This window comes from Streptomyces hundungensis, assembly GCF_003627815.1.
Taxonomy (GTDB): Bacteria; Actinomycetota; Actinomycetes; order Streptomycetales; family Streptomycetaceae; genus Streptomyces; species Streptomyces hundungensis_A.
The window spans coordinates 7,325,322-7,351,631 of record NZ_CP032698.1 but is presented as its reverse complement, the minus strand read 5'-3'; the positions used below and the strand labels follow the sequence as shown (position 1 = coordinate 7,351,631).

At 72.8% G+C, this 26,310-nt stretch carries 26 protein-coding genes; 15 read left to right on the top strand and 11 right to left on the bottom strand.

Going from position 1 to position 26,310, the window contains the following annotated elements:
- Positions 1 to 74: 74 nt before the first annotated feature.
- Complete coding sequence (locus DWB77_RS32705; protein ID WP_120725771.1) at positions 75 to 1,250, top strand: glycosyltransferase; 1,176 nt, start codon at positions 75 to 77, stop codon at positions 1,248 to 1,250.
- Positions 1,251 to 1,260: 10 nt separating this feature from the next.
- On the opposite strand, the gene DWB77_RS32700 is transcribed toward DWB77_RS32705, so the two are convergent.
- Positions 1,261 to 2,616, bottom strand: a complete 1,356-nt coding sequence (locus DWB77_RS32700) for a TerD family protein (protein WP_246033703.1) — start codon at positions 2,614 to 2,616, stop codon at positions 1,261 to 1,263.
- Positions 2,617 to 3,022: 406 nt separating this feature from the next.
- On the opposite strand from DWB77_RS32700, the gene DWB77_RS32695 reads away from it, so the two are divergent.
- The 4 genes from DWB77_RS32695 (at position 3,023) to DWB77_RS32680 (ending at position 7,677) form a co-directional block, all read left to right on the top strand.
- Entirely contained in the window at positions 3,023 to 3,475 is a 453-nt protein-coding gene (locus DWB77_RS32695; protein WP_120725767.1) for a DUF6643 family protein, read from the top strand.
- A 57-nt stretch (positions 3,476 to 3,532) separates the two neighbouring features.
- Positions 3,533 to 4,366 carry an MOSC domain-containing protein gene (locus tag DWB77_RS32690; protein WP_120725765.1) on the top strand — a complete coding sequence of 278 codons (834 nt, stop codon included), beginning with the start codon at positions 3,533 to 3,535 and terminating at the stop codon, positions 4,364 to 4,366.
- Positions 4,367 to 4,565: 199 nt separating this feature from the next.
- Complete coding sequence (locus DWB77_RS32685; protein ID WP_342778043.1) at positions 4,566 to 5,162, top strand: Rv1733c family protein; 597 nt, start codon at positions 4,566 to 4,568, stop codon at positions 5,160 to 5,162.
- A gap of 112 nt (positions 5,163 to 5,274) precedes the next feature.
- The gene (locus DWB77_RS32680; RefSeq protein ID WP_120725761.1) at positions 5,275 to 7,677 is read left to right on the top strand and encodes a right-handed parallel beta-helix repeat-containing protein; all 2,403 of its coding nucleotides are present in this window, start codon (positions 5,275 to 5,277) and stop codon (positions 7,675 to 7,677) included.
- Here the strand turns inward: DWB77_RS32680 and DWB77_RS32675 are convergent.
- Positions 7,647 to 9,983 carry a hypothetical protein gene (locus DWB77_RS32675; RefSeq protein ID WP_120725760.1) on the bottom strand — a complete coding sequence of 779 codons (2,337 nt, stop codon included), beginning with the start codon at positions 9,981 to 9,983 and terminating at the stop codon, positions 7,647 to 7,649. The two genes, DWB77_RS32680 and DWB77_RS32675, sit on opposite strands and share 31 nt — an antisense overlap.
- A 188-nt stretch (positions 9,984 to 10,171) precedes the next feature.
- On the opposite strand from DWB77_RS32675, the gene DWB77_RS32670 reads away from it, so the two are divergent.
- Positions 10,172 to 11,035: a DeoR/GlpR family DNA-binding transcription regulator gene (locus DWB77_RS32670; protein ID WP_120728490.1), complete on the top strand. Its 864-nt coding sequence runs from the start codon at positions 10,172 to 10,174 to the stop codon at positions 11,033 to 11,035.
- Between the two features lie 173 nt (positions 11,036 to 11,208).
- Positions 11,209 to 11,691 (top strand): SRPBCC family protein, encoded by a 483-nt coding sequence (locus DWB77_RS32665; protein WP_120725758.1) that lies wholly within the window; start codon positions 11,209 to 11,211, stop codon positions 11,689 to 11,691.
- A 21-nt stretch (positions 11,692 to 11,712) separates the two neighbouring features.
- Here DWB77_RS32665 and DWB77_RS32660 read toward each other — a convergent pair whose 3' ends face one another.
- From DWB77_RS32660 to DWB77_RS32650, 3 genes are all read right to left on the bottom strand, one after another.
- Positions 11,713 to 13,326 carry an FAD-dependent monooxygenase gene (locus DWB77_RS32660; protein ID WP_120725756.1) on the bottom strand — a complete coding sequence of 538 codons (1,614 nt, stop codon included), beginning with the start codon at positions 13,324 to 13,326 and terminating at the stop codon, positions 11,713 to 11,715.
- 233 nt (positions 13,327 to 13,559) lie between these two features.
- Positions 13,560 to 14,465: a universal stress protein gene (locus DWB77_RS32655; RefSeq protein ID WP_120725754.1), complete on the bottom strand. Its 906-nt coding sequence runs from the start codon at positions 14,463 to 14,465 to the stop codon at positions 13,560 to 13,562.
- Between the two features lie 61 nt (positions 14,466 to 14,526).
- Positions 14,527 to 15,627 (bottom strand): PLP-dependent cysteine synthase family protein, encoded by a 1,101-nt coding sequence (locus tag DWB77_RS32650; RefSeq protein ID WP_120725752.1) that lies wholly within the window; start codon positions 15,625 to 15,627, stop codon positions 14,527 to 14,529.
- Between the two features lie 219 nt (positions 15,628 to 15,846).
- Between DWB77_RS32650 and DWB77_RS32645 the strand changes: the two genes are divergently transcribed.
- Both DWB77_RS32645 and DWB77_RS32640 read left to right on the top strand, forming a co-directional pair.
- Positions 15,847 to 16,176, top strand: a complete 330-nt coding sequence (locus tag DWB77_RS32645) for a hypothetical protein (protein ID WP_120725750.1) — start codon at positions 15,847 to 15,849, stop codon at positions 16,174 to 16,176.
- 149 nt (positions 16,177 to 16,325) lie between these two features.
- Positions 16,326 to 16,841, top strand: coding sequence for an ATP-binding protein (locus tag DWB77_RS32640; RefSeq protein ID WP_120725749.1), 516 nt, complete (start codon positions 16,326 to 16,328; stop codon positions 16,839 to 16,841).
- Between the two features lie 27 nt (positions 16,842 to 16,868).
- Here DWB77_RS32640 and DWB77_RS32635 read toward each other — a convergent pair whose 3' ends face one another.
- Positions 16,869 to 17,156: an SHOCT domain-containing protein gene (locus DWB77_RS32635; RefSeq protein WP_120725747.1), complete on the bottom strand. Its 288-nt coding sequence runs from the start codon at positions 17,154 to 17,156 to the stop codon at positions 16,869 to 16,871.
- A gap of 153 nt (positions 17,157 to 17,309) precedes the next feature.
- On the opposite strand from DWB77_RS32635, the gene DWB77_RS32630 reads away from it, so the two are divergent.
- The 3 genes from DWB77_RS32630 to DWB77_RS32620 are packed head-to-tail and all read left to right on the top strand — an operon-like array spanning position 17,310 to position 19,387.
- Positions 17,310 to 17,894 carry a TetR/AcrR family transcriptional regulator gene (locus DWB77_RS32630; protein WP_120725745.1) on the top strand — a complete coding sequence of 195 codons (585 nt, stop codon included), beginning with the start codon at positions 17,310 to 17,312 and terminating at the stop codon, positions 17,892 to 17,894.
- 45 nt (positions 17,895 to 17,939) lie between these two features.
- Positions 17,940 to 18,509, top strand: coding sequence for a DUF4865 family protein (locus tag DWB77_RS32625; RefSeq protein WP_120725743.1), 570 nt, complete (start codon positions 17,940 to 17,942; stop codon positions 18,507 to 18,509).
- Positions 18,503 to 19,387: a phosphotriesterase family protein gene (locus tag DWB77_RS32620; protein WP_120728488.1), complete on the top strand. Its 885-nt coding sequence runs from the start codon at positions 18,503 to 18,505 to the stop codon at positions 19,385 to 19,387. The genes DWB77_RS32625 and DWB77_RS32620 overlap by 7 nt, the downstream gene beginning before the upstream one ends.
- Here the strand turns inward: DWB77_RS32620 and DWB77_RS32615 are convergent.
- Complete coding sequence (locus tag DWB77_RS32615; RefSeq protein WP_120725741.1) at positions 19,375 to 20,598, bottom strand: ROK family protein; 1,224 nt, start codon at positions 20,596 to 20,598, stop codon at positions 19,375 to 19,377. The genes DWB77_RS32620 and DWB77_RS32615 overlap by 13 nt on opposite strands.
- A 290-nt stretch (positions 20,599 to 20,888) precedes the next feature.
- On the opposite strand from DWB77_RS32615, the gene DWB77_RS32610 reads away from it, so the two are divergent.
- Positions 20,889 to 22,103: an MFS transporter gene (locus tag DWB77_RS32610; protein WP_120725739.1), complete on the top strand. Its 1,215-nt coding sequence runs from the start codon at positions 20,889 to 20,891 to the stop codon at positions 22,101 to 22,103.
- 72 nt (positions 22,104 to 22,175) lie between these two features.
- On the opposite strand, the gene DWB77_RS32605 is transcribed toward DWB77_RS32610, so the two are convergent.
- Positions 22,176 to 22,580 carry a MarR family winged helix-turn-helix transcriptional regulator gene (locus DWB77_RS32605; protein WP_120725737.1) on the bottom strand — a complete coding sequence of 135 codons (405 nt, stop codon included), beginning with the start codon at positions 22,578 to 22,580 and terminating at the stop codon, positions 22,176 to 22,178.
- 156 nt (positions 22,581 to 22,736) lie between these two features.
- Between DWB77_RS32605 and DWB77_RS32600 the strand changes: the two genes are divergently transcribed.
- A complete protein-coding gene (locus DWB77_RS32600; RefSeq protein WP_120725735.1) occupies positions 22,737 to 23,024 on the top strand; it encodes a DUF6332 family protein in 288 nt (95 codons plus the stop codon).
- Here DWB77_RS32600 and DWB77_RS32595 read toward each other — a convergent pair.
- The 3 genes from DWB77_RS32595 to DWB77_RS32585 form a co-directional block, all read right to left on the bottom strand.
- Positions 22,985 to 23,650, bottom strand: a complete 666-nt coding sequence (locus tag DWB77_RS32595) for a response regulator transcription factor (RefSeq protein ID WP_120725733.1) — start codon at positions 23,648 to 23,650, stop codon at positions 22,985 to 22,987. The genes DWB77_RS32600 and DWB77_RS32595 overlap by 40 nt on opposite strands.
- Entirely contained in the window at positions 23,647 to 24,906 is a 1,260-nt protein-coding gene (locus DWB77_RS32590) for a sensor histidine kinase (RefSeq protein ID WP_120725731.1), read from the bottom strand. Before DWB77_RS32590 ends, DWB77_RS32595 begins: the two co-directional genes overlap by 4 nt.
- A gap of 62 nt (positions 24,907 to 24,968) precedes the next feature.
- A complete protein-coding gene (locus DWB77_RS32585) occupies positions 24,969 to 25,667 on the bottom strand; it encodes a TetR/AcrR family transcriptional regulator (RefSeq protein WP_120725729.1) in 699 nt (232 codons plus the stop codon).
- 168 nt (positions 25,668 to 25,835) lie between these two features.
- On the opposite strand from DWB77_RS32585, the gene DWB77_RS32580 reads away from it, so the two are divergent.
- Entirely contained in the window at positions 25,836 to 26,291 is a 456-nt protein-coding gene (locus tag DWB77_RS32580) for a nitroreductase family deazaflavin-dependent oxidoreductase (RefSeq protein ID WP_120725727.1), read from the top strand.
- Positions 26,292 to 26,310: the final 19 nt, after the last annotated feature.

The following is a 26,310-nucleotide window of genomic DNA, read 5'->3' as shown; positions in this document are numbered from 1 at the left end:
CCATAGTCGACGGCCTCGGCGCAACCGGCCGAAGGTCCCGTGCGCGGCCCGGGTTGTGCGGCAGACTGCGGCGGGTGAGCGCCCTTGTGTGGATCGCCGTGGTGTCCTTGGTCGTCTGGCTCTGGCTGCTGCTCGGGCAGGGCTTCTTCTGGCGTACCGACCAGCGGCTGCCGCCGCGTGCGGAGCTCGCGGAGTGGCCGGATGTCGCGGTGGTGGTGCCGGCGCGCGACGAGGCGGCCGTGCTGCCGCTGAGTCTTCCCTCGCTGCTCGCCCAGGACTATCCGGGCCGTGCCGAGATTTTTCTGGTGGACGACTCGAGTGCGGACGGCACCGGTGAACTGGCTAGGCGGCTCGCAGAGGAGCACGGGGGTCTGCCGCTGACCGTCGTCGCGCCGGGTGAGCCGGAGGCGGGCTGGACCGGCAAGTTGTGGGCGCTGCGCCAGGGCATGGCGCTCGCGCGGGCGCGTGACCCGGAGTATCTGCTGCTCACCGACGCCGACATCGCGCACCGGCCGGACAGTCTGCGCGAGCTGGTCGCGTCAGCGCGCGGCGGCGGCTTCGATCTGGTGTCGCAGATGGCCCGGTTGCGGGTGGCGAGCGGCTGGGAGCGGTTGATCGTCCCCGCGTTCGTCTACTTCTTCGCCCAGCTGTACCCGTTCCGCTGGATCAACGCGCGCAGGCCGCGTGCCACGGCAGCGGCGGGCGGCTGTGTGCTGCTGCGTACGGAGGCGGCTCGGCGGGCCGGGATTCCGGACGCGGTGCGCCAGGCGGTGATCGACGACGTGTCCGTGGCGCGTGCGGTGCGCCGCTCCGGAGGGCGGGTCTGGCTGGGCCTCGCGGACCGGGTCGACAGCGTGCGTCCCTATCCGGGGCTCGGGGACCTGTGGCGGATGGTCTCGCGCAGTGCGTACGCCCAACTGCGGCACAATCCCCTGGTGTTGCTCGGTACGGTCGCGGGCCTCGCCCTCGTCTATCTGGCTCCCCCGGTCACGTTCCTCGCCGGTCTTTCGGGCGGCGACGCGCGGGCCGCGTGGGCGGGCGCGCTCGCCTGGCTGGTGATGACCGTGACGTATCTGCCGATGCTCCGCTACTACCGCCAGCCGCTCGCGCTCGCCCCGACGCTGCCGTTCACGGCGCTGCTGTACCTGCTGATGACGGTGGACTCCGCGGTGCAGCACTACCGCGGCCGGGGAGCGGCCTGGAAGGGGCGCACCTACGCCCGGCCCGAGGCCGCCCCCGAGCAGCGCTGAGCGTTCGGGGTCACTTGCGGCCCGGCGTCCAGTTCATGCCCCAGCCGTAGGTCTGGTCGACGGTGCGCTGCGGGCTGACGCCGCGCGCGGGCACCAGATAGCGGGCCTCGCGCTGGACGACCAGGTCGCCGCCGTTGTTGGTGATCAGGGCGAGGGCGCAGACCGTGGAGGGGACGGTGCACTCGTCGAGGAAGAACTCGATGGGGGCGCCGAACTGGGGCTGGAGCGTCACCGTGGCGTGGAGGTCGGCGAAGCTGCGGGCGCCCTCGTAGATGGTGACGAAGATCAGCAGGCGGCGGAACTTGTCCTTCTGGTCGAGGTTGACGGTGATGTTCTCGCCCGAGTCGACGGCTCCGGTGCGGTCGTCGCCGTCGAGGTGGATGTACGGGGGCTGGTGCAGCGCGCCGAAGGCGTTGCCGAGGGCCTGGACGACACCCTTGCGGCCGTCGGTGAGCTCGTACAGGGCACACAGGTCGAGGTCGAGATCGGAGTGGTTGGCGGCGGCGCGCCCCAACTTGGCTCCCCAGCCGCTGAATTGCTTGCGGCTCTGCCAGTTGAGGTTGATCCGCATCGCGCCCGAGCTGCCGCCCTGCTTGGCGAGCGAGACCCTGGGCGCTTCCTTCGTGAGGGTCACCTTGGAGAGCCGTACGGGCGCCGCCGGGGCCACGGGCGGGACCGGCACCTGGGCGGTCGGCGCGGGGTACGGGAGCGAGGGGGCGTGAGGCGCGGTCGGCGACGCGTAGGGGGCCGCGGCGGGCGGCGTGTAGGGCGCGGCGGGCGGCGGCGTGTGCGGGGCGGCGGGCGCCGGGTAGGAGGGCTGCGAGGCGGCGGGCGGCTGCTGGGGCTTGTCGACGGTGATGCCGAAGTCCCTGGCCAGACCTTCGAGCCCGCTGTCGTAACCCTGGCCCACCGCGCGGAACTTCCACGCGCCCTGGCGGCGGTAGAGCTCGCCGAGGATGAAGGCGGTCTCGACGGTGGCGTCCTGGCTGTCGAAGCGGGCGAGCTCCGCGCCACCCGCCGTGTCCAGGACGCGGATGCCGAGCCCGGGGACGCGGCCGAAGGTGGCGCCGTCGGCCGAGGCGGCGAGCACCAGGCGTTCGACGGCGGGTTCCATGCGTGCGAGGTCGACGAACAGGGTGTCCGTCACCGCGCCCGGCCCGGACCGCTTGCCTTCGTGGCGTACGGCACCGGAGGAGTGCGAGGGCTGGTTGTAGAAGACGAAGTCGGCGTCCGAACGGACCCGGCCGCCCACGAGCAGCAGCGCCGAGGCGTCGACGTCGGGGACGCCGGGACCGGTTCGCCAGGTCAGTTCGACGCGTACCGAGTGCGCCGGCACCGGGACATTGGCTCCTTTAAGCATGGACATGCTCTCCCCCATCACTCGACGTGGTGCCCAGGTCTCTCTGCACGTCAACCTAGTGCCCGAGCGGCCGCCCGGCCCGGTGGCCGTGGGGGGATCCTGGCCCATTGTGTCGCCGCCCGGTGACGAGACATCCAAAGACCCTGATCGCGGGGTGAGGGATCGTGGCCGGCCGACAGGCGACGGCGGCTCAACTGGCCTTCTGCGCAAGCGCCGCGGGCTCCGCGCGAATGTCGCCGTTCGTACACCGACCGCCACTGTTGGTGAACGTCGCGCCCGCGGAACGACCCCTGTCGTTCAACGGCTTCATGCATGGCGTTTCGGCAGGTCAGATGGGCAAAAGTCGCGCAAAACGGATGACCCGGGGATTGGGACTCCCCAACGGCCACATCGTGGGCTTAACTTATGTGCCATGACCTCCCCCCGCTCCACCTATGGCGGCGGTTACTACTCCGCGCCGTTCTTCCCCGACACCCCCATCTACGACTCCCTCGTCGCAGAGCGGGGTACGCCTCAGATCGCCCCGATCCGAGTGCCCTCCCTCTACGACACCGGCAGCAACTACCTGCCCGCTCTGCCGTCGGCCATGCCCGCCCTTCCGGCCGCGCCTTCACAGCAGACCCCGTCCTACGCGTCCTCGTACGGATACCAGCAGCAGATGCAGCAGCCGATGCCGTTGCAGCACGCGCCGGCCCCCTACATTCCCCAGCAGACCTCCGCCCCGCGCGGCTACCAGGCGCAGCAGCCTATGCCGCAGCGCCCGATGGGCACCGGGTACGAGGCGATGCGGCCGGCCGCGCCCCGGCCGCAGCCCGCGCCGTACGAGGATCCGTACAACCGGCCCTACCAGGGCACCGGGTACTGACCCGAGGGCACTACCCGGCCGCCCGGCGCCGTCCGGAGCGGCTGGCAGGATGTAGCGATGGACAACGGATTTGATGCGGTCGTGCACGGGATTCACCTTCATCCCGTCAAGTCGGTCGGGGGATACGACACGGCACGAGCGGCGGTCGAGCCATGGGGGCTCGCCGGGGACCGCCGATGGATGCTGGTGGACACGGACGGCACGGCCGTCACGCAACGCGAACGGCCCGAGCTCGCCCTGAGCAGTGCCGCCACACTGCCGGGCGGAGGGGTGCGTCTTTCCGCGCCCGGGCGGGCCGATCTGGAGGTCGAGCCGCCGCGGGCGGTGGCCGCCGTGGGCGTCATGCTGTTCGGCAAGAAGTTCAAAGCGGTGGCCGCCGACGACGCGGCCCACGCGTGGTTCAGCGCCTACCTGGGCGCCGAAGTGCGGCTGATGCACCTCGACGACCCGGCGCGCCGCAGGACGATCAACCCCACCTACGCGCCGAACGGCGAAACGGTGAGCTTCGCGGACGGCTACCCGCTCCAGATCGCCACCCGCGCCTCGCTCGACGCCCTCAACGCCCTGATCGCGCAGGGTGATCGCGCCGACGAGGGCCCGCTGCCGATGAACCGGTTCCGGCCCAATGTGGTCCTGGACGGGACCGAGCCGTGGGCCGAGGACACCTGGTCGCGGCTCTCCATCGGGGACGTCTGTTTCCGCGTCGCGAAGCCCTGCGGCCGCTGTGTCGTCACCACCACCGACCAGTCGACGGCCGAACGCGGCAAGGAACCACTGCGCACGCTGGCCCGGCACCGACGGATCGGCGGTCTGCTCGCGTTCGGCGTCCTGGTGATCCCGGAGAACACCGGCACCCTCCGCGTCGGCGACGCGATGAAGGTGCTCGCGTAGTTCGCGTAGCTCGCATAGCCCGCGTAGCCCGCGTAGCCCGCGCAGCTCGCATGGCTCCGCGTCGCGCGGGAACTCCTGGGGATGGTGGACGCGTTGGACAGGGCAAGCCGGGTGGGCCGGGTCCCGTTCACGCCACCCGCTCACGCCGTCCCGTCGGGGCGGCCCGGAGGCGGAAGGGGGTGCGTGGCCCGTGCGAGCGATGTCGGGGCTGTGGCGCTGGCGCCACAATCCGCTGCGCCGGCGCACCGACCTGGCGGAGGCCTGGGTGGCGCTCGTGGCTCTGGTGCTGATGGTGTTCGCCGCGCCCGCGGTGGGGGTGGTGTGCGGTTCGCTCACCGACACCTCGTTGCGGCAACAGGTCACCGAACAGCGCCGGCACCGGCATGTGACCGCGGCCGTCGTGGTGGGCCGGGCCGAGCAGCGGGCGGGCGCCTCCCTGCCCGAAGGTTCGACGATCCGCGCCGCCCGCACCACCGTGGTCGCCAACTGGACGGCGTACGACGGCAGTTCACGCCACGGCACGCTGGTCTCGCCCCTCAGGTCACCGGCGCAGGGCGCCACCTTCCGGCTGTGGACCGACGACCACGGAAGCCCGGTACCCCCGCCGATGGCACGGTCCGCGGCCGATACGCACGCGGTGTTCTCGGGGATCTGCGCGGCCGCGGCGACCGCCGGACTCATCGAGGGCATACGGCGGTTGACCGTATGGCGACTGATACGCCGTCGGTATGCCCGGCTGGACCGCGCATGGGCTCGCTACGGTCCGGACTGGGGCCGTACCGGCGCGGGCAGCTGACCGGTCAACTCGGCGGCCCCGCGCGCGCTACGGTGGACCATCAGGCGCAGGCACAGGTCACGGTCTAGGTGGGTGCGAGGACGCACGCACGAGGTGGGGGCACGGCAGCACGATGGCTCAGGGCACGGTCCAGGTGACGCACACGGGCACGTCGAGGTGGCGCCGCCGCACGGGTGAGTACGCCTCCCTGGCCGCGGCCCTGGAGGCCGCGGGCGACGGCGACGTCCTGACCATCGCCCCGGGCACCTACCGCGAGAACCTGGTGTTGCGCCGCTCCGTGACCTTGCGCGGCCCCGAGGGCGCCGTCGGCTCGGTCCGGATCGCGCCCGTCGACGGGGTGGCGCTGACCGTGCGCGCCTCGGCGACCGTACGGGACCTGTATCTGGAGGGCCAGGACGCGGCGGCGCCCGCGCTCCTCGTGGAGGACGGCGCGCCCGAGCTCGTCGACCTGCGGGTGGTGACGCGCTCCGCGGTGGGCATCGAGGTACGCGGCGGAGCGCGGCCCACGGTGCGGCGCTGTGTCGTGGACAACCCGGGCGGCGTCGGCATCGGCGTGTTCGACGGCGCGGGCGGCCTGTTCGAGGAGTGCGAGGTCGTCGCGGCCGGACAGTCCGGGGTCTCGGTGCACAGCGGCGGCCACCCCCGGCTCGAACGGTGTCGGGTGCACCACTCCAGTGGTGCCGGGCTCACCGTCGGCGGTGAGGGAAGCGGCTTGGAGGCGCTCGGCTGCGAGGTGTACGAGATCAAGGGCGCGGGCGTGACGATCGCCTCGCGCGCCGCGGCCCACCTCACCGACTGCACGGTGCACCGCACTTCGGCCGACGGCATCACCCTCGACACGGACGCGGTGCTCACGCTCGCGGACTGCGACATCCACGACATCCCCGAGAACGCGGTCGATCTCCGTTCGCGTGCGGTGCTCACCCTGACCCGCACCAAGGTGCGCCGCTTCGGCCGCAACGGCCTTTCGGTGTGGGACCCGGGCACCCGGGTGAACGCCAACCAGTGCGAGATCCACGACAGTACGGGCGACTATCCGGCGGTGTGGGTGAGCGACGGGGCCACCGCGAGCCTGGAGGGCTGCCGCGTCCATGACGTACCGGACGCGATCTTCGTGCTCGACCGGGGTTCGCGCGCCGACGTCGTGGACAGCGACCTCACCCAGGTGCGCAACACCGCCGTGTCGGTGAGCGACGGCGCGACCGCCCAGCTCGACGACTGCCGGATCAAGGAGGCGGCCACGGGTGCCTGGTTCCGTGACCACGGCAGCGGGGGCACCCTCGCCGGCTGCACCATCGACGGCGCCCAGACCGGGGTCATCGTCACCAAGGGCGCCGATCCCCGGATCGAACGCGTCACGGTCACCTCGCCCGCCGAGGCCGGCTTCTATGTCTCCGCCGAGGGCCGGGGCACCTTCCACGCCTGCCGGGTGACCGGCAGCGGCGGCTTCGGCTTCCATGTCATCGACGGCTGCCGTACGACGTTGACGCGCTGCCGCACCGAGCGGTGTGCGCGCCGGGGCTATGAGTTCTCCGAGGACGGCGCCGTCGTCGAGGAGTGCACCAGCGACGAGAGCGGCGCGCGCCCCGGGGCCCCCGAGCCGCCCGCCGTGCAGAGCGCCACCCAGACCATGGGGCTGCTCTCGGCCCTGCCCGACCAGCGCGTCATGGAACCCCCGGCACCACAGCCGGCGGCCGAGCCCGCGCGCGATTCCGGGGCGGTGCTCGGTGAGCTCGACACCCTGGTGGGTCTGGAGAGCGTCAAGCGCGAGGTGCGGGCGCTGACCGACATGATCGAGGTGGGCCGCAAGCGGCAGCAGGCCGGCCTCAAGGCCGCGTCGGCCCGCCGCCACCTGGTCTTCACCGGCTCCCCCGGCACCGGAAAGACCACGGTGGCTCGCCTGTACGGGGAGATCCTGGCCTCCCTCGGCGTCCTGGAGCGCGGTCACCTGGTGGAGGTGTCCCGGGTCGACCTGGTGGGCGAGCACATCGGGTCCACCGCGATCCGTACGCAGGAGGCGTTCGACCGGGCACGCGGCGGGGTGCTGTTCATCGACGAGGCGTACGCCCTGTCCCCCGAGGACTCGGGCCGGGACTTCGGGCGTGAGGCCATCGACACCCTGGTGAAGCTGATGGAGGACCACCGTGAGGCGGTGGTGGTCATCGTCGCCGGATACACGGCGGAGATGGAGCGCTTCCTGAGCGTCAACCCCGGTGTGGCGTCCCGCTTCTCACGGACCATCAGGTTCTCGGACTACTCCGCGGACGAGCTGGTGCGGATCGTCGAGCAGCAGGCGGACGAGCACGAGTACCGGCTCGGCGCGGGGACGGCGGAGTGCTTGCTGAAGTACTTCACGGTGCTGCCCCGGGGCGCCGCGTTCGGCAACGGGCGCACCGCGCGCCAGACCTTCGAGTCGATGGTGGAGCGGCACGCGGGCCGGGTCGCCCAGCTCGCCGACGCCAGCACCGACGATCTGACCCTGCTCTACCCGGACGACCTGCCCGAACTTCCCTGATCCGAGCGCTGGTTGGGGAGTCCGCTCGCCAACGCGGCCAGCAGCAGCGCCCGTTCGTGGGCGAACGCGGGATCGGCCTGGTAGTCGGAGTGCCCCAGGATCGGCGCGGGCAGCGGGTGGGTGCTGGTGCGGCCGTAGGCGACGGGGTCGAGCAGGGGGCCCTTGTCGACGTCGCCGCCGGTGCGTACCGGCCCGCCGATGGGGTCGGTGGCCCGCCACAGGTTCCGCCAGCAGTGCACCTCCTGGTGCAGGGCCGCTAGCGGCGCCGGGCCGAAGTAGGTGGGGAACCAGCGCCCGTAAAGACGCTCCACGGGGCAGCCGTAGGTGAGCAGGGCGACCCGGCGCCGGGTCGCGGCGGGCAGTTGCCACACGGCGGCCGCGGCGAGCACGCTGCCCTGCGAGTGGCCGGAGATCACCAGACGTCCTCCGGTGCGCCCGGTCCAGGTGTTCATCCGCCAGGCCAGGTCGGGCACGGCGCGCTCGGCGTAGCACGGGGGCGCGAAGGGGTGGGCCGCGCGCGGCCAGAAGGTGCCGACGTCCCACAGGATGCCCACGGTGCGGCGGGCCGCCGCGTCCTTGTAGGCGCGCCGCCCCCAGGTGACGAAGAGCAGGAAGCCCAGACCGGTGCACCAGGAGCCGAGCGACTGGACGGCGTCGGCGGCGAAGCCTACGGGGGCGGGCGCGCCGTCGGCGGCCCGCGCCGGCACTTCCCCCGCCCACCAGGCGCCCACCAGGGCCGCGGCGCCGAGCAGCAGGGACGCGCCGGAGACGATGCCGAGGAAGAGCGGGGCCCGGTCGGTGAGCCCGGCCATCGCGCGGGCGGCCGCGATGCGCCGGGTGCGGGCGGTGTCGGGCCGCTCGGTGGGGTAGTCAGCCATGACACGGGGCTCGTCGGCGCGGGCGGTGCGCCAGGTGCGTACGCCGAAGTACAGCAGAAGGGGAACGAGCAGCACGATCAGGGCGGGGATCACCGAGGCCTGCCAGGTCAGCAGCGGTGGTGGCCCGTGGTAGGCGGAGGGGTTCATGCCCGGGGTGGCGTCGTGGTCCAGCCAGTCGGCGACGCGCTGGGCCACACCGCCGGTCATCACCCCGCCGAGCGCGCAGGCGAGCATGGCGACGGCGGGGCCGCCGAGGCCTCGTAAGGCGGTGCGTTCGCCCGGGGCCCGGCGGCGCAGATGCTTCGCCACGGCGGCGAGGGCCACCACCAGCGCGCCCTGGCTGAAGGCGAGGATCCCGAAGGCCCGGTCACCGGGCAGGGTGCCGGCCGAGGCCCAGTCGGGGCGGCCCCAGCACGCGTACAGCAGCGCCAGCGCCAGCAGAGCGAGCGAGGTGGCGGGCAGCCAGGCGGTGACGGCCTTGTCGAGCCGCTCGTCGAGATGGGATTCGGTACGTCCGCGCCGGCACACCACCGCCACCACAACGAGGCCCGCCACGACCAGAGTTGACTCCAGGAGCAGACCGAGTGTCTCGCGGACGGCGCTGGTGGAGTCGTGGTCGTAGCGGGCGGCCGCGACCGTGACGGCGGCGGCAGTGGTCAGGAAACCGGCGGCGGTGTGGGCGGCGCGCAGCCGGGCCACCAGGCGCCTGCCGTACCAGAATCCCGGTCGGCTGAAGGCGGGGCGGGGTGCCGGCGGGGAGTCCTCGGCGGACGTGTCGCCGAGCGGCTGCTGGGACTCGTACGCGCTCCAGGTCCGGTTGGAGAGGTACCAGAGCAGCACGGTCAGGCCGGTCGGCGCGAGGGCCGCCAGTGCGAGCCGACGGCCCGGCTGGGCCCACCAGCCGTGGTGGGCCACCGACAGGAACCCCGGCCAGGACCACGAGCGCGAGCAGGCGACCGAACCCGCGCACTGCCAGGCGGTGAGGTCGAGCGCGACCTCGCAGGCGGCGGCCACCAGGAGCACCGTGAGGCTGAGCGCGATGAGCCGCACCAGCACCCCGTACAGCCGGATCGCCCAGTGCGGCTCGTGGGCGGGGGGCCGCATCCAGTGCGCGAGGTTGATCACCATGAAGGGCAGCAGGAGCAGCCACAGGGCGCGGGCGCTGTTGCCGGACGTCAGGTTGCACCAGACGTACGCCTCGGGCACCGGGCGGTCGCGGTAGCGCTCGGGGTGGGCTTCGGCGTCGGCGTCCTCGGAGCGCCGGTAGATCGCCGCGGTGTCGTCGCCGGTGACGCACACGGTGCGGGGGTCGCCGAGCATCTGCTGCGGTGAGGCGCCGCCGACGCCGTGGACCAGCAGTTCGAGGGCGGGGCCGCCGTTTTCGGCGGCGACGGCACCGGCTTTGCCTGCGGCTGGGGCACGGGTCACTTCTGCGGCTCGCTCTCGTGGTGGCAGGATCGGCGGCGCGGGGTGGCACGGAACGTCAGGATCTCGGATCGGGGTGCCTCGGTGCAGTGCGGTTACGGAATCTCCCCGTGACAGGATGGGTGTCCGTAGGCCGGGGCGCGGATGTGTCCGGCGAGTTGTTCGACGATGGGGAAGGGGTCGGCCCGGCAGTGAACGACCACCAGAATCTGCTCGCGGAGCAGCGTCGCGCGCTGATCCTCGATGAGGTCAGACGGCGTGGCGGGGTCCGGGTCAACGAACTCACCCGGAAGCTCAACGTCTCGGACATGACGGTCCGCCGGGATCTGGACGCTTTGGCGCGCCAGGGCGTGATCGAGAAGGTGCACGGCGGGGCCGTGCCGGTCGCGGAGGCCACGGCGCACGAGCCCGGTTTCGAGGCGAAGTCGGCGCTGGAGCTGAGCGCCAAGCAGGACATCGCGCGGGAGGCGGCCAGGATGGCCGTGCCCGGCAGCGCCATCGCGCTGGCGGGCGGCACCACGGCGTATGCGCTGGCCCAGCAGTTGGTGGACGTTCCGGAGCTGACGGTGGTGACCAACTCGGTGCAGGTCGCCGATGTCTTCCACGCCGCCCAGCGCTCAACGGCCGGGTCCGGGCCGCGACCGGGGGCGGCGACCGTGGTGCTCACCGGCGGGGTGCGGACGCTGTCCGACACCCTGGTGGGGCCGGTCGCCGACGCGGCGATCCGTTCGCTCCACTTCGATGTGCTGTTCATCGGGGTGCACGGCATCTCGGTGGAGGCCGGGCTCTCCACGCCCAACCTGGCCGAGGCGGAGACCAATCGGCAGTTCGTGCACTCGGCGCGGCGGGTCGTGGTGATCGCGGACCACACCAAGTGGGGCACGGTGGGCCTGAGTTCGTTCGCCACGCTCGACCAGGTCGACTCGCTGGTGACGGACGCCGGCCTGTCGAGGGAGGCCCGCGAGGAGATGACCGAGCAACTGCCCGATCTGGTCGTGGCCGGTGAGACCCCCGACAACAGCGGCGGCGACAACGGCGGGACCGCAGACATCTGACAGTCCCGGCGTTGACAACAGCGGGACCGCAGACATCTGACGGGCCGCCAGCTATCGTGTCCGGGCGCCGTCCTGCCTCCGCGCGCAGGCAGGCGCTTGCCGCGCCCATGGAGGCGCGCCTTACCGCCCCGCGTGTGCGGGGTTTCGCCCCCGACCGCCCGGAGGTATGCGCCATGGCTCGCCGACTCAGCTCCGTGGAACTCGACTTCGCCGAGTCGGCTCCGGTGCGTCTGACCTTCACCACGCGCCTCGCGGCCGCGCCCGGCCCCGTCTACCGGGCACTGGCCGAGGAGGTCGCCGACACCCCCCTCTGGTTTCCCTCCGTGGCCGCGGCCCGGCCGCTGGACGGCGGGGCGGGTCGTGAGGTCTCACTGCGCGGCGGGGTGTTCTTCCGCGAGACGATCATGGCGAGGGACCCCGGCGCACGCTATGCCTACCGGATCGACGAGACCAACGCCCCTTGCGTGAAGGCCCTGTTGGAGGACTGGCGGCTCCGGCCCGCGAGCTCGGGCACGGCTGTGCGCTGGACGATGGCGGGCGAGGGGCCCGCACTGTTCCGGCTGGCCATGCGGGCGGCGGGGCCGGGCATCGGCCACTCCTTCAAGGGCGCGATGCGCAAGCTGGACCGCCACCTCGCGGGCACGAGGACGCCTTGACCGACCTCAACTCCCCCGTATTCAGCGGCCGATGACGGAGTGCCAGATACCCTCCAGGGAGTCCGGCGTGAGTCCCTCGTCGGAGCGGGCGGCGACGAATCCGTCCGGGCGGACCAGCACCGCGCCCTTCGGCGACAGCCCCACCACATCGCACCAGGCGCCCTCGGTGTCGTACAGCACCCCCGCGCCGGGCTCGGACCCGGGCTTCCCCGCGACGATGGGGTGCACCGCCACGGGCAGCGCCTCGGCCGCCCGCGCCCAGGCGGCACCCGCTGCGCCGTCGCCGCCGGTGAGCAGGGCGAAGCCCGGGCCGCAGAGGTCGAGGGTGGACAGGCGGGCGCCGTCGCGGTCGAGCCACAGGTGCGGGACGCGGGTGCCGCTCTGGCCCGCGAGCACGTCGACGCTGTCCCCGGCCGGGGCGCCGTGGACGGCGGCGGAGGCATACCGATAGCGGGTCATGATCTCGCCGGTGCCTCGCTGGCGGTCGAGAGCGTCGGCGTTGTGAGGCGTGCGAATGGCGTATCGGGCTAGGAAGTCGGTGCGCAGCCAGGCCTGTTCGGCGACGAGCAGGCCGCGGGGACGGCGTTCGGGCTCGTAGGTGTCCAGGAGGGTGTCCGGGGACTGCCCGCGCAGGACCGCGGCGAGTTTCCAGGCGAGGTTGTGCACGTCCGCGATGCCGGTGTTGGCGCCGAAGCCGCCCCAGGGGGCGTGCCGATGCGCCGCGTCCCCCGCGAGCAGGACCCGGCCACGGCGGTAGGCGTCGGCGACGGCGGTGCCGGTGTCCCAGGCGCCCCGGGCGAGCAGTTCGATGTGAAGTCCCGGGTCGTCCGCGCCGATGGCGGTGCGCAGCAGAGCGAGACAGCGGTCGTCGGGGTAGTCGGCCGGGCTCTCGCGCTCGGGGTCGTAGGCGAGGTGGAAGGACCATTCGTCGGTGTTGTTCTTGGCCAGGAAGAGACCGGACACCTCGGGGCCGTTGATCTCGCACTGGCTGAAGGTGCGGTCGCGTACGAGCTCGGTGAGGTCGGCGCGGAAGTAGAGGTTGAGGTAGTGGTGGGTGGCGGGGCGGGTGGTGCTGGTGATGCCCAGCGCGGTGCGGACCGGGCTGCCGGCGCCGTCGGCCGCCAGGAGGTAGTGGGCGTCCAGGGTGCTGGAGCGGCCGGTGGCGCGGTCCTTGAGGGTGGCGGTGACGCGGTCGGCGTCCTGGGTGAATCCGGCCAGCTCGGTCCCGAAACGAACGTCGCCGCCGCGCTGTTCGGCCAGTACCCGCAGGACCGGTTCGAGCAGCACCTGGGGGCAGAAGCAGAACGCGGAGGGGCTCTCGTCGGCGCCCACCATGGCGCCGGTGGCCAGCACATGGCTCAGGTCGAGCGCTTCGGACGCGGCGATGCTCCGGCCGGTGCGGGCGCCGCCGAAGCGGCCCATCTTGAGGGCGGAGGCGCTCGCGGCCTGCACGGCGTCCTCGACGCCGAGCTGCCGGAAGATCTCCACGGCCCGGGTGTGCATGCCACGCGAGCGGGGCAGCACGGTCGGCTCGGTGTTGCGTTCCACCAGGACGTAGTCGACGCCCTGGTGTTCCAGGCACAGGGCCGCGGTCAGACCGACCAGTCCCCCGCCGACGATCAGTACAGATGGCATGACAGCTCCCCGTGGTTCCCCGTGCTGTTCAGTGGATCTTCCCTACCGTAGACAGCGGAGGCACCGTCGGGGGCAAACTGCGGGTCAACGCTGAGGTTGGCTCAACGCCGTTACGGGGTGCGGCAGTTGAGACGGGCCATCCGGCTCGGGGGCCGCTTCCGTCGTCCCGGATCGGGGCTGGTTCCGTCGTCCCGGATCCGGCCCGGTTCAGTCGTCTCGGCCCCGGGTCCGGTTCAGTCGTCGTCGGTGGCCGGGACCACCGCCACCGGGCACTCCGCGTGGTGCAGCACCGCGTGGGCGACGGAGCCCATGAGCAGGGAGCCGGGCTTCAGGCGCCGGCGATGTCGCCCGACCACGATCAGGGCGGCCGAGGCCGAGGCGTCGACGAGGTGGCCGGCCGCGTCGGCGGGCGCGATCACCGCGTCCACCTCGACGGCGGGGAACCGCTCCGCGAAGGGGCGCAGCCGCTCGGCCTGTTCGCGTCGTACGTCCCGCTCGCCGGGCCCGTACTGGTCGACGTCGAGGCGGCCCGGCGGGAACTCCCCCGCGACCATCAGGGCGGCCGGGGGCGTGGCCGGGTAGGCGGAGATCACCTGGAGCGGGACGCCCCGCGACGAGGCGTCCTCGAAGGCGAACGCGATGACGTCGTCGGCCGTGTCCCCCAGGTCGAGACCGAGCACCACCCGGCCCGTCGCCCGCTCGTCCTCGCCGGTGCGGGCCAGGCGCGGCACGACCACGACGGGGCAGGGCGCGCGAGTGGCGACGGCCAGGCTGTTGGAGCCGAGGAGCAGGCTGGCGAAGCCGCCGCGCCCGCGCGACCCCAGCACCAGCATGCGGGCGCCCGCGCCCAGGCCGTGCAGCGCGTCGGCGACCTCGCCCTCCAGGGAGTCGAACCGCACCGACGGCAGTCCGTCGCGGCCCGAGAGGGCGGCCCGCACGCGGTTGGTCACCGGGTCGTTGAGCTCGGGGCCGGGGCCGAGCGCGGAGCGGCGGGCCGTCCAGAGCTGGGTGTGGTCGGGCAGGACATGGGCGATCACCAGGTCGGCGGCGCGTCGGCGGGCGGTGGGAATGGCCCACTCCAGGGCCCGCAGACTGTGTTCGGATCCGTCGACGGCGACGACTACCGGGCGCGTGTCCATGACGTCACCCTGGCACGCTCCCAGGGCTCCCGCACGGGCAGAAGGTCCCGCTCCGGGCGGGTCACGCGGCGGGCCAGACCCCGCTCTCCAGGAAGGTGTCGAGCGTCCGGGTGTAGGGCGCGATGTCCAGGCCCTGTTCGGCGAGCCAGGCGTCCGAGTAGTACTTGTCGAGGTAGCGGTCGCCCGGGTCGCAGAGCAGGGTGACGATGCTGCCGGTGCGGCCCTCGGCGACCATCTCGGCGACGATCCTCAGCGCGCTCCACAGGCCGGTGCCGGTGGAGCCGCCGGCCTTGCGGCCGATCGCCTTCTCCAGGGCGCGTACCGCCGCGACGCTCGCCGCGTCCGGCACCTTCATCATCCGGTCGATGGCGCCGGGCACGAAGCTGGGCTCCATGCGGGGGCGCCCGATGCCCTCGATGCGCGAGCCGCAGTCGCTGGCGGCCAGCGGGTCGCTGCGGGTCCAGCCGTCGAAGAAGCAGGAGTTCTCCGGGTCGGGCACACAGATCATCGTGTCGTGCTGCATGTAGTGCACATAGCGCGCGATGGTGGCCGAGGTACCGCCGGTGCCGGCCGTGGCGACGATCCAGGTGGGTTCGGGGTAGCGCTCCAACTTCAGCTGCTGGTAGATGGATTCGGCGATGTTGTTGTTGCCGCGCCAGTCGGTGGCCCGCTCGGCGTAGGTGAACTGGTCCATGTAGTGGCCGCCGGTCTTCGCGGCGAGGGCCGCGGACTCCTCGTACATCTTCATCGAGTCGTCCACGAAGTGGCACCGGCCGCCGTGGAACTCGATGAGACGGCACTTCTCGGCGCTGGTGGTGCGGGGCATCACCGCGATGAAGGGCACGCCGATCAGCTTGGCGAAATATGCCTCGGACACGGCGGTCGAGCCGCTGGACGCCTCGATGACCGGCTTGCCCGGCCGGATCCAGCCATTGCACAGGCCGTACAGGAAGAGCGAGCGCGCCAGACGGTGCTTGAGGCTGCCGGTGGGATGCGTCGACTCGTCCTTGAGGTAGAGATCGATGCCCCAGGCCTCGGGGAGGGGAAAGCGCAGGAGATGGGTGTCGGCGGAGCGGTTGGCATCGGCCTGGACCTTGCGCACGGCCTCCTTCAACCAGGCGCGGTACTCGGGATCACTGCGGTCCACATCGATGGTTTCCATGCCACTCCTCGTCGGTTTCTGCGTGCCGCCCCCACGCCCGACAATACCGCTCCCACCTGCACAAACGTTCCCTTTGGGCATCCATAGGAGTGGCTTGTGGGACGCCTGGTGAGCGCTGGGCGACGCTGGCCCGGACCCGATCCCCGCCGCGCCCTGGTGCGTAGGCTCGACGTTGTGCAAACTGCCCACCAGGAGCGATGTGAAGGGGGCCGGACGGTCATGGCGGAACCCGAGTTCAGCGCGAAGGGCGTACGGATCGAGCGGTGGACCCGTTCGCTGACCCGAGCCGGGCAGGTGTTGATCAAGGACGGCCGGCTGGCCCTGCTCACCAGCAACGGCCGGGAGATCGACAGCGCGCCCGTCGACACGGTCAGCGCGACGCGGCCCCGGCTGCCCTGGCTCGCCAAGGAGGACCGGACGGTGGCGCGGCTCAACGGCACCCGCTACCGGCTGACGATGGGCGAGGAGCCGGACCGTTCGCGCGGGTCGGAACTGACCCGGCGCTTCCTTCAGGCCATCGGGCAGACGACGCACGGCGCGCACAGCTGAGGCGCCCGGGCTCCAGTGGTGCGAGTTGCGCAGTGCGAGGCCTTGGGCCACGCTGGTGTCACATCACTGAGGGTTCACCGGCGGTCACGCTCTGATGAGGACCGCCGGATCAGACAGCTACTTCCGGACCTATTCAGGGAGTCGCAACCGTGATCAGCCAGCCAAGCAGGCAGTGCACGGTGGAGCTCCAAGCCCTGCCGTCGCGGATCGGTCAGGTCCGCAGAATCGTATCGGCGCAGTTGCGCTACTGGCATCTGGATCCGTTGATAGACGAGGCGGCGCTGGGCGTCACCGAGTTGCTCACCAACGTCCATCGGCACGCCGAGCCGGACAAGATGTGCACGGTGGAGATCGAGCTGCTGCTCGACCGCCTCACCATCTCCGTGCACGACCACGATCCGACCCTGCCCGCCCTGCGGGACTCCAACTCCCTTGCCACCAACGGCCGCGGGCTTGCCCTCATAGCCGCGGTCAGCGAGAGCTGGGGCGTGCGTCCCCTGGGCGAGTCCGGCAAGACGGTGTGGTTCACCCTCGCCGCGCCCTCCCCCGCGACGCCTCTGTCGCCCTACCCCGTGTACCGGTCGACGCCCCGCTTCCGGGAACGCCCCCAGCACGCGGTGCGCGGCCGCGCCGGCACCGCCGCCCGGTCGCCCGTCGCGGGCTGACCGGGCGGGGGCCGGCGGGGCGGCGCTTCAGGCCGCGCCTCCCTTGCCGGGAGGCGTCCGGTCCATCCGCCCGAAGTGTTCCTCCAGGACGGAGATCCGGCGCCAGTACTCCTCCTCGTCGATCTCGCCGGACGCGAACCGGCGGCCGAGGACGGCGATCGGCGAGCGGTCGTCCATGGGCGGCCGCCCCGCTCCGCGCCGGCCTCGCCATCCGGCGCGGCGCAGCAGGGTCACGACGGTGAGGATCACGGCGGCCCAGACCAGCGGGACGAAGAAGATCCAGGGTCCGGGTCCTGTGTGGGCCGGGGTGTTCATCTCGCTCAGCTCCCTCGGTGACGGTGGTCGTTGCGTGCTTCGAGCCTCCCGCCGCGCGGGGGTCCGCGTCGTCGTCCACCGGGCGACGGTCCGTGTACCACGCGGGGAGGAGAACGGGCGCCACCGACTGCTCTGGATTCTGTACCTACTGGTATGTACAGTACGGTCATGAGCACTTCGGAGCGCCTGATCGAGGCCACCCGCGAGCTGTTGTGGGAGCGGGGCTATGTGGGCACCAGCCCCAAGGCCATCCAGCAGCAGGCCGGCGCGGGCCAGGGCAGCATGTACCACCACTTCGCGGGCAAGCCCGACCTGGCGCTCGCCGCGATCCGGCGCACCACCGAGGAGATGCGGGCGGCCGCCGAGGCCACTTTCGCCGACGGCCGCACGGCGCACGAGCGGATCTCGGCGTATCTGCTGCGCGAGCGCGATGTGCTGCGCGGCTGTCCGGTGGGGCGTCTCACCATGGACCCCGAGATCATCGCCAGCGCGGAACTGCGCGCACCGGTCGACGAGACCCTCGACTGGCTGCGCCACCGGCTCGCCGGCATCGTCCAAGAGGGCCTGGATCAGGGTGAGTTCGCGCCTTCCGTCGTGCCCGACGAGATCGCCGCGGCCGTGGTGGCGACCGTCCAGGGCGGCTATGTGCTGGCCCGCGCCTCCGGTTCGCCCGATGCCTTCGACGCGGGGGTGCGCGGTCTGCTCTCCCTGCTCGCGCCGCCGCCCAACTCCCACTGATCCAGCGGGCGTTCACGACCCGGCCCACCTCCCCAGGAGTACGCCATGCATGCCATGCAGTACGAGATGACGCTGCCCGCCGACTACGACATGGAGATCATCCGCAGGCGCGTCGCCACCCGGGGCCACCTTCTGGACGACTTCCCCGGACTGGGGCTCAAGGCCTATCTGATCCGCGAACGAGACGCCGGATCGCCGGTCAACTCCTATGCCCCGTTCTATCTCTGGGCGACCCCCGAAGGCATGAACTCCTTCCTGTGGGGCCCCGGATTCCAGGGGATCGTCGACGACTTCGGCCGGCCCCCGGTTCAGCACTGGGCTGGACTGTCGTACGTCGAGGGCCCCGCGCGCGGGGCGGTGCCCCGCTCGGCGACCCGGCTTCGCGTCCCGGTCCCCGAGGGGGTCGAACCGGCCCGGTTCGTGGCGCGGGAGGTGTCCCGAGCGCCCGCCCCCGGGGTGGTGGCGAGCGCCGTCGCCGTCGACCCGAGCCGCTGGGAGCTGGTGCGCTTCACGCTGTGGCAGCAGGCCGCCGCGCCGGCGGAGGGCGATGTGTTCGAGGTGCTGCACGTGTCGGCGCCCGGACGTACGGATCTGCCCGTGGGGCGGCACTGGTGAGCGCGGCGCACACGGTTCTCGGCGAGGTCGCGCCGGACCGCCTCGGCGTCGTCGCCGCTCACGACCACCTCTTCATCCGCAGCCCGCTGCTGCCCGGCCAGGAACTGCATGACGTGGCGGACGCGGCGGTGCGCCTGTCCGGATTCGGCGCGCTCGGTGGCGGCACCGTAGTCCAGTGGACGCCGTACGGGATGGGCCGCCGCATCGCCGAACTCCCGTCCCTTTCACGGGACTTGGGTGTGCACATCATTGCCGCCACCGGATTGCACCAGGCCGCCCACTACACGGCCGAGTTGCTCGACTCCGTACGCGACCGGCTCGCCGAGCTGTTCGTCACCGAGCTGACCGAGGGCATCGGGGGCACCGGGGTGCGGGCCGGGCTGATCAAGGTGGCGGGCGGTTTCCACGGCCTCGACGCGCACGCCGTGTCCACGATGCGGGCCGCCGCCGAGGCGAACCGTCGCACGGGCGCCCCGATCGCCGTCCACCTGGAGCTGGGCACCGGCGCGCTCGACGTACTCGACCTGCTGTGCGGGCAGTTGGGGGTGGCGCCCGGTTCGGTGATCCTGGGCCATCTCAACCGCTCCCCCGACTTCACCGTGCACCGCCTGGCCGCCGAGGCCGGCGCCCGACTCGCCTTCGACGGGCCCTCGCGGGCCAACCACGCCACGGACTGGCGGATGCCGGACGCGCTGCGGGCGCTCGCGGACGCGGGGTTCGCCGACCGGCTGCTGCTCGGCGGGGACACCGTGACCCCGGACACCCCGGGGATGTCCCATCTGCTGCGCAGGGTCGTGCCCCGGCTCGAACTCACCCTGGGCAAGGGGTTGTTGGAGCAGATCCTGGTCACCAATCCGGCGCGGGCCTACGCCTGGTGAGTCAGGGCCCCGAGCGGGTCGTCGAGCACCGGCTGCCAGGCCAGCTCGGCGGCCCCGACCAGGCTGTTGTGGTCCAGGGAACAGGCCAGGATCGGAACTCCGCCGCTGCGCCCCCACAGGCTCCGGTCGGCCACCACGGCACGCAGCCGGTCGGGGTCGGCCTCCAGGAGCGCCTTATGGAGCCCGCCAAGGACGATCCGGTCGGGGTTGAGGATGTTGACCAGACCCGCGAGACCGAGGCCGAGGCGGTCGACGAGTTCCTCGGCGGCGCGGCGCACGGAGGCGTCCTTCGCGTACTCGTGGCGCAGCAGCGCCCGTGACTGCTCCAGGAGCGACACCTCGGGCCCGGGGGTGCGGCCCGCCGCCGTGAGGAAGGCCAGCGGGTCGGCCTCGACGTCCAGGCAGCCGCGGCTGCCGCAGTAGCAGGGGCGGCCGTCGGGGTTGACCGTGAGGTGGCCGACCTCCAGCGCCAGACCCGAACTCCCGCTGTGCAGGCGGCCGTCGAGGACCAGGGCGCCGCCGACGCCGCGGTGCCCGGTGGCGACGCAGAGGAGGTGCTGGGAGCCGCGTCCCGCGCCGTGCCGGTGCTCGGCGAGCGCGGCGAGGTTGACGTCGTTGCCGGTGAAGGCGGGGCCCGTGATGCCCGCGGCGCGGACGCGCTCGGCGAAGATCTCACGCACCGGGGCCCCCGCGGGCCAGGCCAGGTGCAGCGGGTTGAGCGCGGTCCCCTCCGGTTCGGCGACGGCGGACGGCACGGCGAGGCCCGCGCCCACACAGCGTCGGCCGCTGCTTTCGAGGAGGGCGGCGCCCGCGTCGACGACCTCGCCGAGCACCTGGGCCGGGTCGGCGGAGACGATGACACAGCCCGGGTCGGTGGCGACGATCTCGCCGCCGAGGCCGACGAGCGCGGCCCGGAATCCGTCCGCGTGCACCTGCGCCGCGAGCGCGACGGGCCCGGCGTCGTTGACGGCGAGGCGGTGCGAGGGGCGGCCTTGCGAGCCGACCGCGACGGGCCGGGAGTCGACCCGGATCAGGCCGAGCGCTTCGAGTTCCGCGGCGACCGCGCCCGCGGTGGCACGGGTGACGCCCAGCTCGGAGGTGAGCACGGCGCGGGTCGGCGCGCGGCCGGTATGTACCAGTTCGAGCGCGGGTCCGAGCGCGCTGCGGCCCCTCTCCAGTCTGGTCCGGGTGGTCGTCGCCTTGCCGTTCATGGGGGCGAGTCTCCCATGATCCCAGCCGGAACCCGCCCCTCCGGCCGGCGGCCGGCCGGCGCACGGTCATGGCCCCCAGTACAGCGCGGTCCGGGGTCCGGTCGCAGCACGGTCCTGCGGCCGGCCGGAGCAGAGTGGGGGCCCGGATTCCGTCGGCGCCGACGGCGCGGGCGGCGGGCCGGCGACGTCCGGAGCGCACCGCTCCACGCCTCGCGAAGGCCGGCGAGCGCGACGGTTTCCTCCGCCCCGGCCGGTTGATTGCGCCGCCGCCCTCCCCCTATCCTGACTTTGTGCCGCTACTAAACAAAGTACGGACGGCTGCTCCGGGGGGACCTGGCGACACGATCGCCGCACCCTCCCTGTCCCGCCTCCGCTCCGCCCTGACCGTGTTCTTCGCCCTCGACGGCTTTCTGTTCGCCGGGTGGGTGGTCCGCATCCCCGCCATCAAGCAGCAGACCAACGCCTCCGCGGGCGAGCTGGGCCTGGCCCTGCTGGGCGTCTCGGCCGGCGCGGTGGTGACGATGGTGCTCACCGGCCGGCTCTGCCGACGCTTCGGCAGCCATCCGGTCACCGTCGCCTGCGGCGCGCTGATGGCCCTCGCCATCGCGCTGCCCGCGCAGACCCACTCCGCGCTCGCACTCGGTCTGGCGCTGCTCGTGTTCGGTGCCGCGTACGGCGGTATCAACGTCGCGATGAACAGCGCCGCCGTCGATCTGGTGGCCGCGCTGCGCCGCCCGGTGATGCCCAGTTTCCACGCGGCCTTCAGCCTCGGCGGGATGGTCGGAGCGGGCGCCGGCGCGCTGGTCGCCTCGGGGCTCTCCCCGACCGCGCACCTCCTGGCCCTGACCGGGCTCGGGCTCCTGGTGACCGCACTGGCCGGGCGGGTGCTGCTGCATCACCCCGCGCCGGTCCGCGCGAAGACGCCGCACTCCGAGGGGCGCCGGCTCGACGGCCGGGCCCGGCGTCTGGTGCTGCTCTTCGGAGTGATCGCCCTGTGCACCGCGTACGGGGAAGGCGCGATGGCGGACTGGGGCGCGCTCCACCTGGAGCAGGACCTGGCCGCGAACCCGGGCGTCGCCGCGGTGGGGTACTCCCTGTTCGCCCTCGCCATGACGGCCGGCCGTCTTTCCGGGACCGCGCTGCTCGAACGGCTCGGCCAGACCCGCACGTTGGTGATGGGCGGGCTCACGGCCGCGGCCGGGATGCTGCTCGGCGCGCTGGCCCCCACGGCCTGGCTCGCGCTGGCCGGTTTCGCCGTGATGGGCCTGGGCCTCGCCAACATCTTCCCCGTCGCCATAGCGAGGGCGGGCGCCCTCGCCGGGCCCGGCGGGGTGGCGGCCGCCTCCACGCTCGGCTACGGCGGCATGCTGCTCGGGCCGCCCGCGATCGGGCTGCTCGCCGAGTGGTTCTCGCTGCCGCTCGCCCTGACCACGGTCGCCGTACTGGCCGCGGCCGCCGCGCTGATCGGCTACGCCGCCCGCAACGCGACCGCTCCCCGGGACTGAGCCGACGCGCCGGCCGGGGTCAACTAGCCCTGTGGCGAAGGGAGTTCGGCCCCGGTTGGAGCCGGGCTGGTGTCAGGCCTGGGGCCGGTCCGCGAGCATCCGGGCGAGCACCGCGCGCTGGACCGGGAGCACCTCGGCATGGCGGGAGCGGCCCGACTCGGTGATCACCACGCTCACCCCGCGCCGGTCCTCACTGCACATCCCCCGCGTGACCAGACCGTCCTTTTCCAGACGCCCGATGAGACGGGACAGCGCGCTCTGGCTGAGATGGATCCGCGCGGCCAACTCCTGGACCCGGAAGGCACAAGCCGGGTCGCCCTCGCGCCCCTCGGCCAGGATGTCGAGAACCTCGAAGTCGCTCGCGCACATGCCGAACGCCTGCAACTCGCGGTCGAGCTCGCACGTGGTGCGCGCGTGAACCGCGAGGATGTCCCGCCACTCCTCCACGAGCAGGCGCTCGCGCTTCTCAGTCGCCATGGCGGCACGCTAGCAGAATCGGCTGATTTTGTTGCATCGTAATTAAATGCGCTTGCAATAAGTGCACGTACAGATAGTCTCGTAGGGCAAGCGGGGGGAGGGACGGCCGACGGGCGACGGTTGCCCGTCGGCCGTCCCTGCTGTGAGACTTCGCGCATGGTGACACGGAGCCGGGCCGAGCGGGACGCCATCACGATCGAGATCGGATACGCACTGGCCAGCGCCCTGTTGGCGGCGGGTGTGGTGTTCGGCGTCATCACCGGCTCCGGCTACGCCCTCGAACTCCCGCACCCGCTCAGGCGCGTGCTGCTGCTCCTGGGCGGCGGCGGCGCGCTCGTCGTGTTCGTCTGGCGGACCGTGCACGTGCTGTGGCGCTTTCCGTACGGGTCCGGCCGGGAGCCCCGTCAGCCGAGCCAGCCGGGGCGCACGAGCCCCGACTCGTAGGCCAGGACGACCAGTTGGGCCCGGTCCCGGGCGCCGAGCTTCACCATGGCGCGGCTGACATGGGTCTTGGCGGTCAGCGGGCTGACCACGAGACGACGGGCGATCTCGTCGTTGGAGAGGCCGATGCCGACGAGCGCCATCACCTCCCTTTCCCGCTCGGTGAGTTCGGCCAGCGCGCCGTCGGCGGCCGGCTCCTTGGAGCGCGCGGCGAACTCGGCGATCAGCCGCCGCGTCACTCCGGGGGACAGCAGCGCGTCCCCGTCGACCACCGCCCGGACCGCGCGCAGCAGTTCGTCCGGTTCGGTGTCCTTCACGAGGAAGCCGCAGGCACCGGCGCGGATCGCCTCGAAGACGTACTCGTCGAGCTCGAACGTGGTGAGCATGACCACCTTCACCGTGGCCAGTGCCTGCTCGGAGGTGATCTCACGGGTGGCGGCCAGGCCGTCGAGCCGTGGCATCCGGATGTCCATCAGAACGACGTCGGGGCGCAGTTCGCGCACCAGGCCCAGTGCCTCGCGGCCGTCGGCGGCCTCCCCCACCACCTCGATGTCGCCCTGGGCGTCGAGGAGGGCCCGGAACCCCGCCCGTACCAGGAGCTGGTCGTCGGCGAGCAGGACGCGGATCATGAGGTCTCCTTGGAGTGGCCCGCCAGCGGAAGCCGGGCGGTGACCCGGAAGCCGCCGGACGGGAGCGGACCGGCGTCGATGCTGCCCCCGAGCGCGGCGGCCCGCTCCCGCATACCGATCAGGCCGTTGCCGCTGCCGCCCGCCTTGCCGCCGGACGCCGGGCCGTCGTCGTCGACGCGCAGCACGAGCGCGCCGGGTTCCTGGTCGATCGTGACCCGGGCGGTGCGTGCCGCGGAGTGGCGCACGACATTGGTGAGGGCCTCCTGCACGATGCGGAAGGCCGCCAGGTCGGTGCCGGGCGGCAGGGCCCGGCGTCCCCCGCTGGTCGTGGTCTCGACGGTGAGTCCGGCGCTCGCCGCCTGCTCGACCAGCTCGGGCAGCCGGTCGAGGCCGGGGGCCGGGGAGCGGGGGGCCTCCCCCGGGGCGCGCAGAGTCTCCAGGACTTGGCGCACCTCGCCGAGCGCCTCCTTGCTCGCGGACTTGATGGTGGTCAGCGCGGTACGGGCCTGTTCGGGGTCGGAGTCCAGCAGAGCGAGACCGACGCCGGCCTGGACGTTGATGACGGAAATGCTGTGGGCCAGCACGTCGTGCAACTCGCGGGCGATGCGCAGCCGTTCCTGCTCGGCCCGCCGTTTCGCCGCCGCGGCCCGCCCGGCGCGCTCCCTCGCCCACTGCTCCCTGCGTACCCGGACGAGTTCGGCGACCGCGACGACGGCCACCGCCCAGGCGGCGACGGCCACTTCCTGGCTCCACGGCGCGGCCTGGTCGCCGCGCGGCGGGAGCCACCGGTAGAGCCAGTGCGCGACGAGGAGGTGTCCGAGCCACAGCAGGGCCACCGCGCACCAGGCCTGACGGCGGCAGCCGGCGATGACCGCGGCGAAACAGCCGACCGCCACGGGCAGGAACACCGGGCCGTAGGGGTATCCGGCGCCGAGGTAGACCAGGGCCGCCAGCGAGGCGCCGAACACCGCGACCACCGGGTGGCGCCGGCGGATCAGGAGAACCGCGCAGCCGGCGATGAGCAGCACGAGGGCGAGGGCGTCGAGCGGGCCGCGGCCCGACTGGGAGCGCCCCGCGACATGGGAGCCGACCAGCACGATCACGGTCAGCGCGACCGTCGAAGGCCAGGGCAGCCCGGCCGGGGCCTCCTCGCCGTCCGGCCCGCGCACCCAGCGCCGCAGCAGGGGCGGCGGCCCCTCCGCCCGCCAGGGCGGACCGTGGCGGCCGGCGCCGGGCGGAGACTGCTGCTCTTCCATGGGAGCCACGCTAGACCGGGCCCGGGTGTCGCGGCGTCGGCCGAGCGGGGTGATCGCGCGTACTACGCCGGGAGTACCAGGCCGACCGACCGGGCCAGCTGCTCGGCGGCGTGCGTGAAGAACGGCTCGCGGTCCTCGACGACGCGGTGGAACTGGCCGAACAGCTCGAAGGAGATGAGCCCGAAGAGCTGCGCACAGGCCGCGACCAGGGCGACCGCCACCGCCGGGGGCAGATCCGGCGCGAAATCGGCCGCCATCCGCTCGGCCTCGGCACGCAGCGGCGCCGGGGGCCGGGGCGGGGCGATGCCCTTGCCCTGATGGGCGTCCCGAGCGATGGTGAGGAGCACCGACCACACCCTCGTGGCGGGAGCGATGGTGTCCTCGGGCGCAGTGTATCCGGGGACGGGCGACCCGTAGATGAGGGCGTACTCGTGCGGATGGGCCAGCGCCCAGGCGCGCACCGCGCGGCAGACGGCGGTCCAGCGGGTCGCGGGCGAGGCCGCGGGCCGCTGCTTGGCCAGCGCGTGCTCGGCGCTCTGGCCCACCGCGTCGTAGGCGTCGACGATCAGGGCGGTCAGGAGGTCGTCCCGGCTGGGGAAGTACCGGTAGAGGGCCGAGGACACCATGCCGAGTTCACGGGCGACGGCGCGCAGCGAGAGCTTGGCCGCGCCGTCCTGGGCGAGCTGCTTTCTGGCCTCGTCCTTGATGGCCGCGGTGACTTCGATGCGTGCCCGTGCGCGGGCTCCCTGGACGGTGCTCATGACGCCAGTGTGCCAGCTCGGAGAGCAGTGGCCAACGACGCGACTGCCGCCCACAAAGCAGAGCACCCGACATTTGTGAGAGCGCTGCTCTTGCTTTGGAGCACCCGCGCGGTGCAGACTGCTCACGACCGAGAGCACCGCTCTCTCGCAGGGTCAGGGAGACTCATCATGTCCGCATCCGCACATGTCCAGAAGCCCGGCTGGTTCACGGTCAACGTCCTCAACCGGTCCGTCGCCTGGATCACCCGGCGCGGGATCAGCGTCTGGGGCTCCCGCATCCTGGCGGTCCGCGGTCGCACGAGCGGCGAATGGCGCCGGACCCCGGTCAATCTGCTGACCCTGGACGGCGAGCGGTATCTGGTGGCGCCGCGCGGCCATGTGCAGTGGACGCACAACATGCGGGCGGCCGGCGGTGGCGAGCTGCACCTCGGCAAGAAGGTCGAGGCGTTCAGCGCGGTGGAGGTCACCGACGACGACAAGCCCGCCGTGCTGCGCGCCTACCTCAAGCGCTGGAAGGCGGAGGTCGGCGTCTTCTTCAACGGCGTGGGTCCCGACTCCAGCGAGGCGGAACTGCGCCGGATCGCCCCCGACCACCCCGTCTTCCGCATCACCGCCGCCAAGTAACCACCTCGTCGCGGCCGGG

Coding starts and splice junctions, on each gene's coding strand:
- DWB77_RS32660 (WP_120725756.1), bottom strand. CDS start 13,326: ATGCCATCTGTACTGATCGTCGGCGGGGGACTGGTCGGTCTGACCGCG.
- DWB77_RS32650 (WP_120725752.1), bottom strand. CDS start 15,627: ATGGAAACCATCGATGTGGACCGCAGTGATCCCGAGTACCGCGCCTGG.
- DWB77_RS32580 (WP_120725727.1), top strand. CDS start 25,836: ATGTCCGCATCCGCACATGTCCAGAAGCCCGGCTGGTTCACGGTCAAC.
- DWB77_RS32665 (WP_120725758.1), top strand. CDS start 11,209: ATGGCTCGCCGACTCAGCTCCGTGGAACTCGACTTCGCCGAGTCGGCT.
- DWB77_RS32690 (WP_120725765.1), top strand. CDS start 3,533: ATGGACAACGGATTTGATGCGGTCGTGCACGGGATTCACCTTCATCCC.
- DWB77_RS32585 (WP_120725729.1), bottom strand. CDS start 25,667: ATGAGCACCGTCCAGGGAGCCCGCGCACGGGCACGCATCGAAGTCACC.
- DWB77_RS32635 (WP_120725747.1), bottom strand. CDS start 17,156: ATGAACACCCCGGCCCACACAGGACCCGGACCCTGGATCTTCTTCGTC.
- DWB77_RS32595 (WP_120725733.1), bottom strand. CDS start 23,650: ATGATCCGCGTCCTGCTCGCCGACGACCAGCTCCTGGTACGGGCGGGG.
- DWB77_RS32590 (WP_120725731.1), bottom strand. CDS start 24,906: ATGGAAGAGCAGCAGTCTCCGCCCGGCGCCGGCCGCCACGGTCCGCCC.
- DWB77_RS32630 (WP_120725745.1), top strand. CDS start 17,310: ATGTACAGTACGGTCATGAGCACTTCGGAGCGCCTGATCGAGGCCACC.
- DWB77_RS32695 (WP_120725767.1), top strand. CDS start 3,023: ATGACCTCCCCCCGCTCCACCTATGGCGGCGGTTACTACTCCGCGCCG.
- DWB77_RS32680 (WP_120725761.1), top strand. CDS start 5,275: ATGGCTCAGGGCACGGTCCAGGTGACGCACACGGGCACGTCGAGGTGG.
- DWB77_RS32700 (WP_246033703.1), bottom strand. CDS start 2,616: ATGTCCATGCTTAAAGGAGCCAATGTCCCGGTGCCGGCGCACTCGGTA.
- DWB77_RS32615 (WP_120725741.1), bottom strand. CDS start 20,598: ATGAACGGCAAGGCGACGACCACCCGGACCAGACTGGAGAGGGGCCGC.
- DWB77_RS32645 (WP_120725750.1), top strand. CDS start 15,847: ATGGCGGAACCCGAGTTCAGCGCGAAGGGCGTACGGATCGAGCGGTGG.
- DWB77_RS32625 (WP_120725743.1), top strand. CDS start 17,940: ATGCATGCCATGCAGTACGAGATGACGCTGCCCGCCGACTACGACATG.
- DWB77_RS32605 (WP_120725737.1), bottom strand. CDS start 22,580: ATGGCGACTGAGAAGCGCGAGCGCCTGCTCGTGGAGGAGTGGCGGGAC.
- DWB77_RS32655 (WP_120725754.1), bottom strand. CDS start 14,465: ATGGACACGCGCCCGGTAGTCGTCGCCGTCGACGGATCCGAACACAGT.
- DWB77_RS32600 (WP_120725735.1), top strand. CDS start 22,737: ATGGTGACACGGAGCCGGGCCGAGCGGGACGCCATCACGATCGAGATC.
- DWB77_RS32685 (WP_342778043.1), top strand. CDS start 4,566: ATGTCGGGGCTGTGGCGCTGGCGCCACAATCCGCTGCGCCGGCGCACC.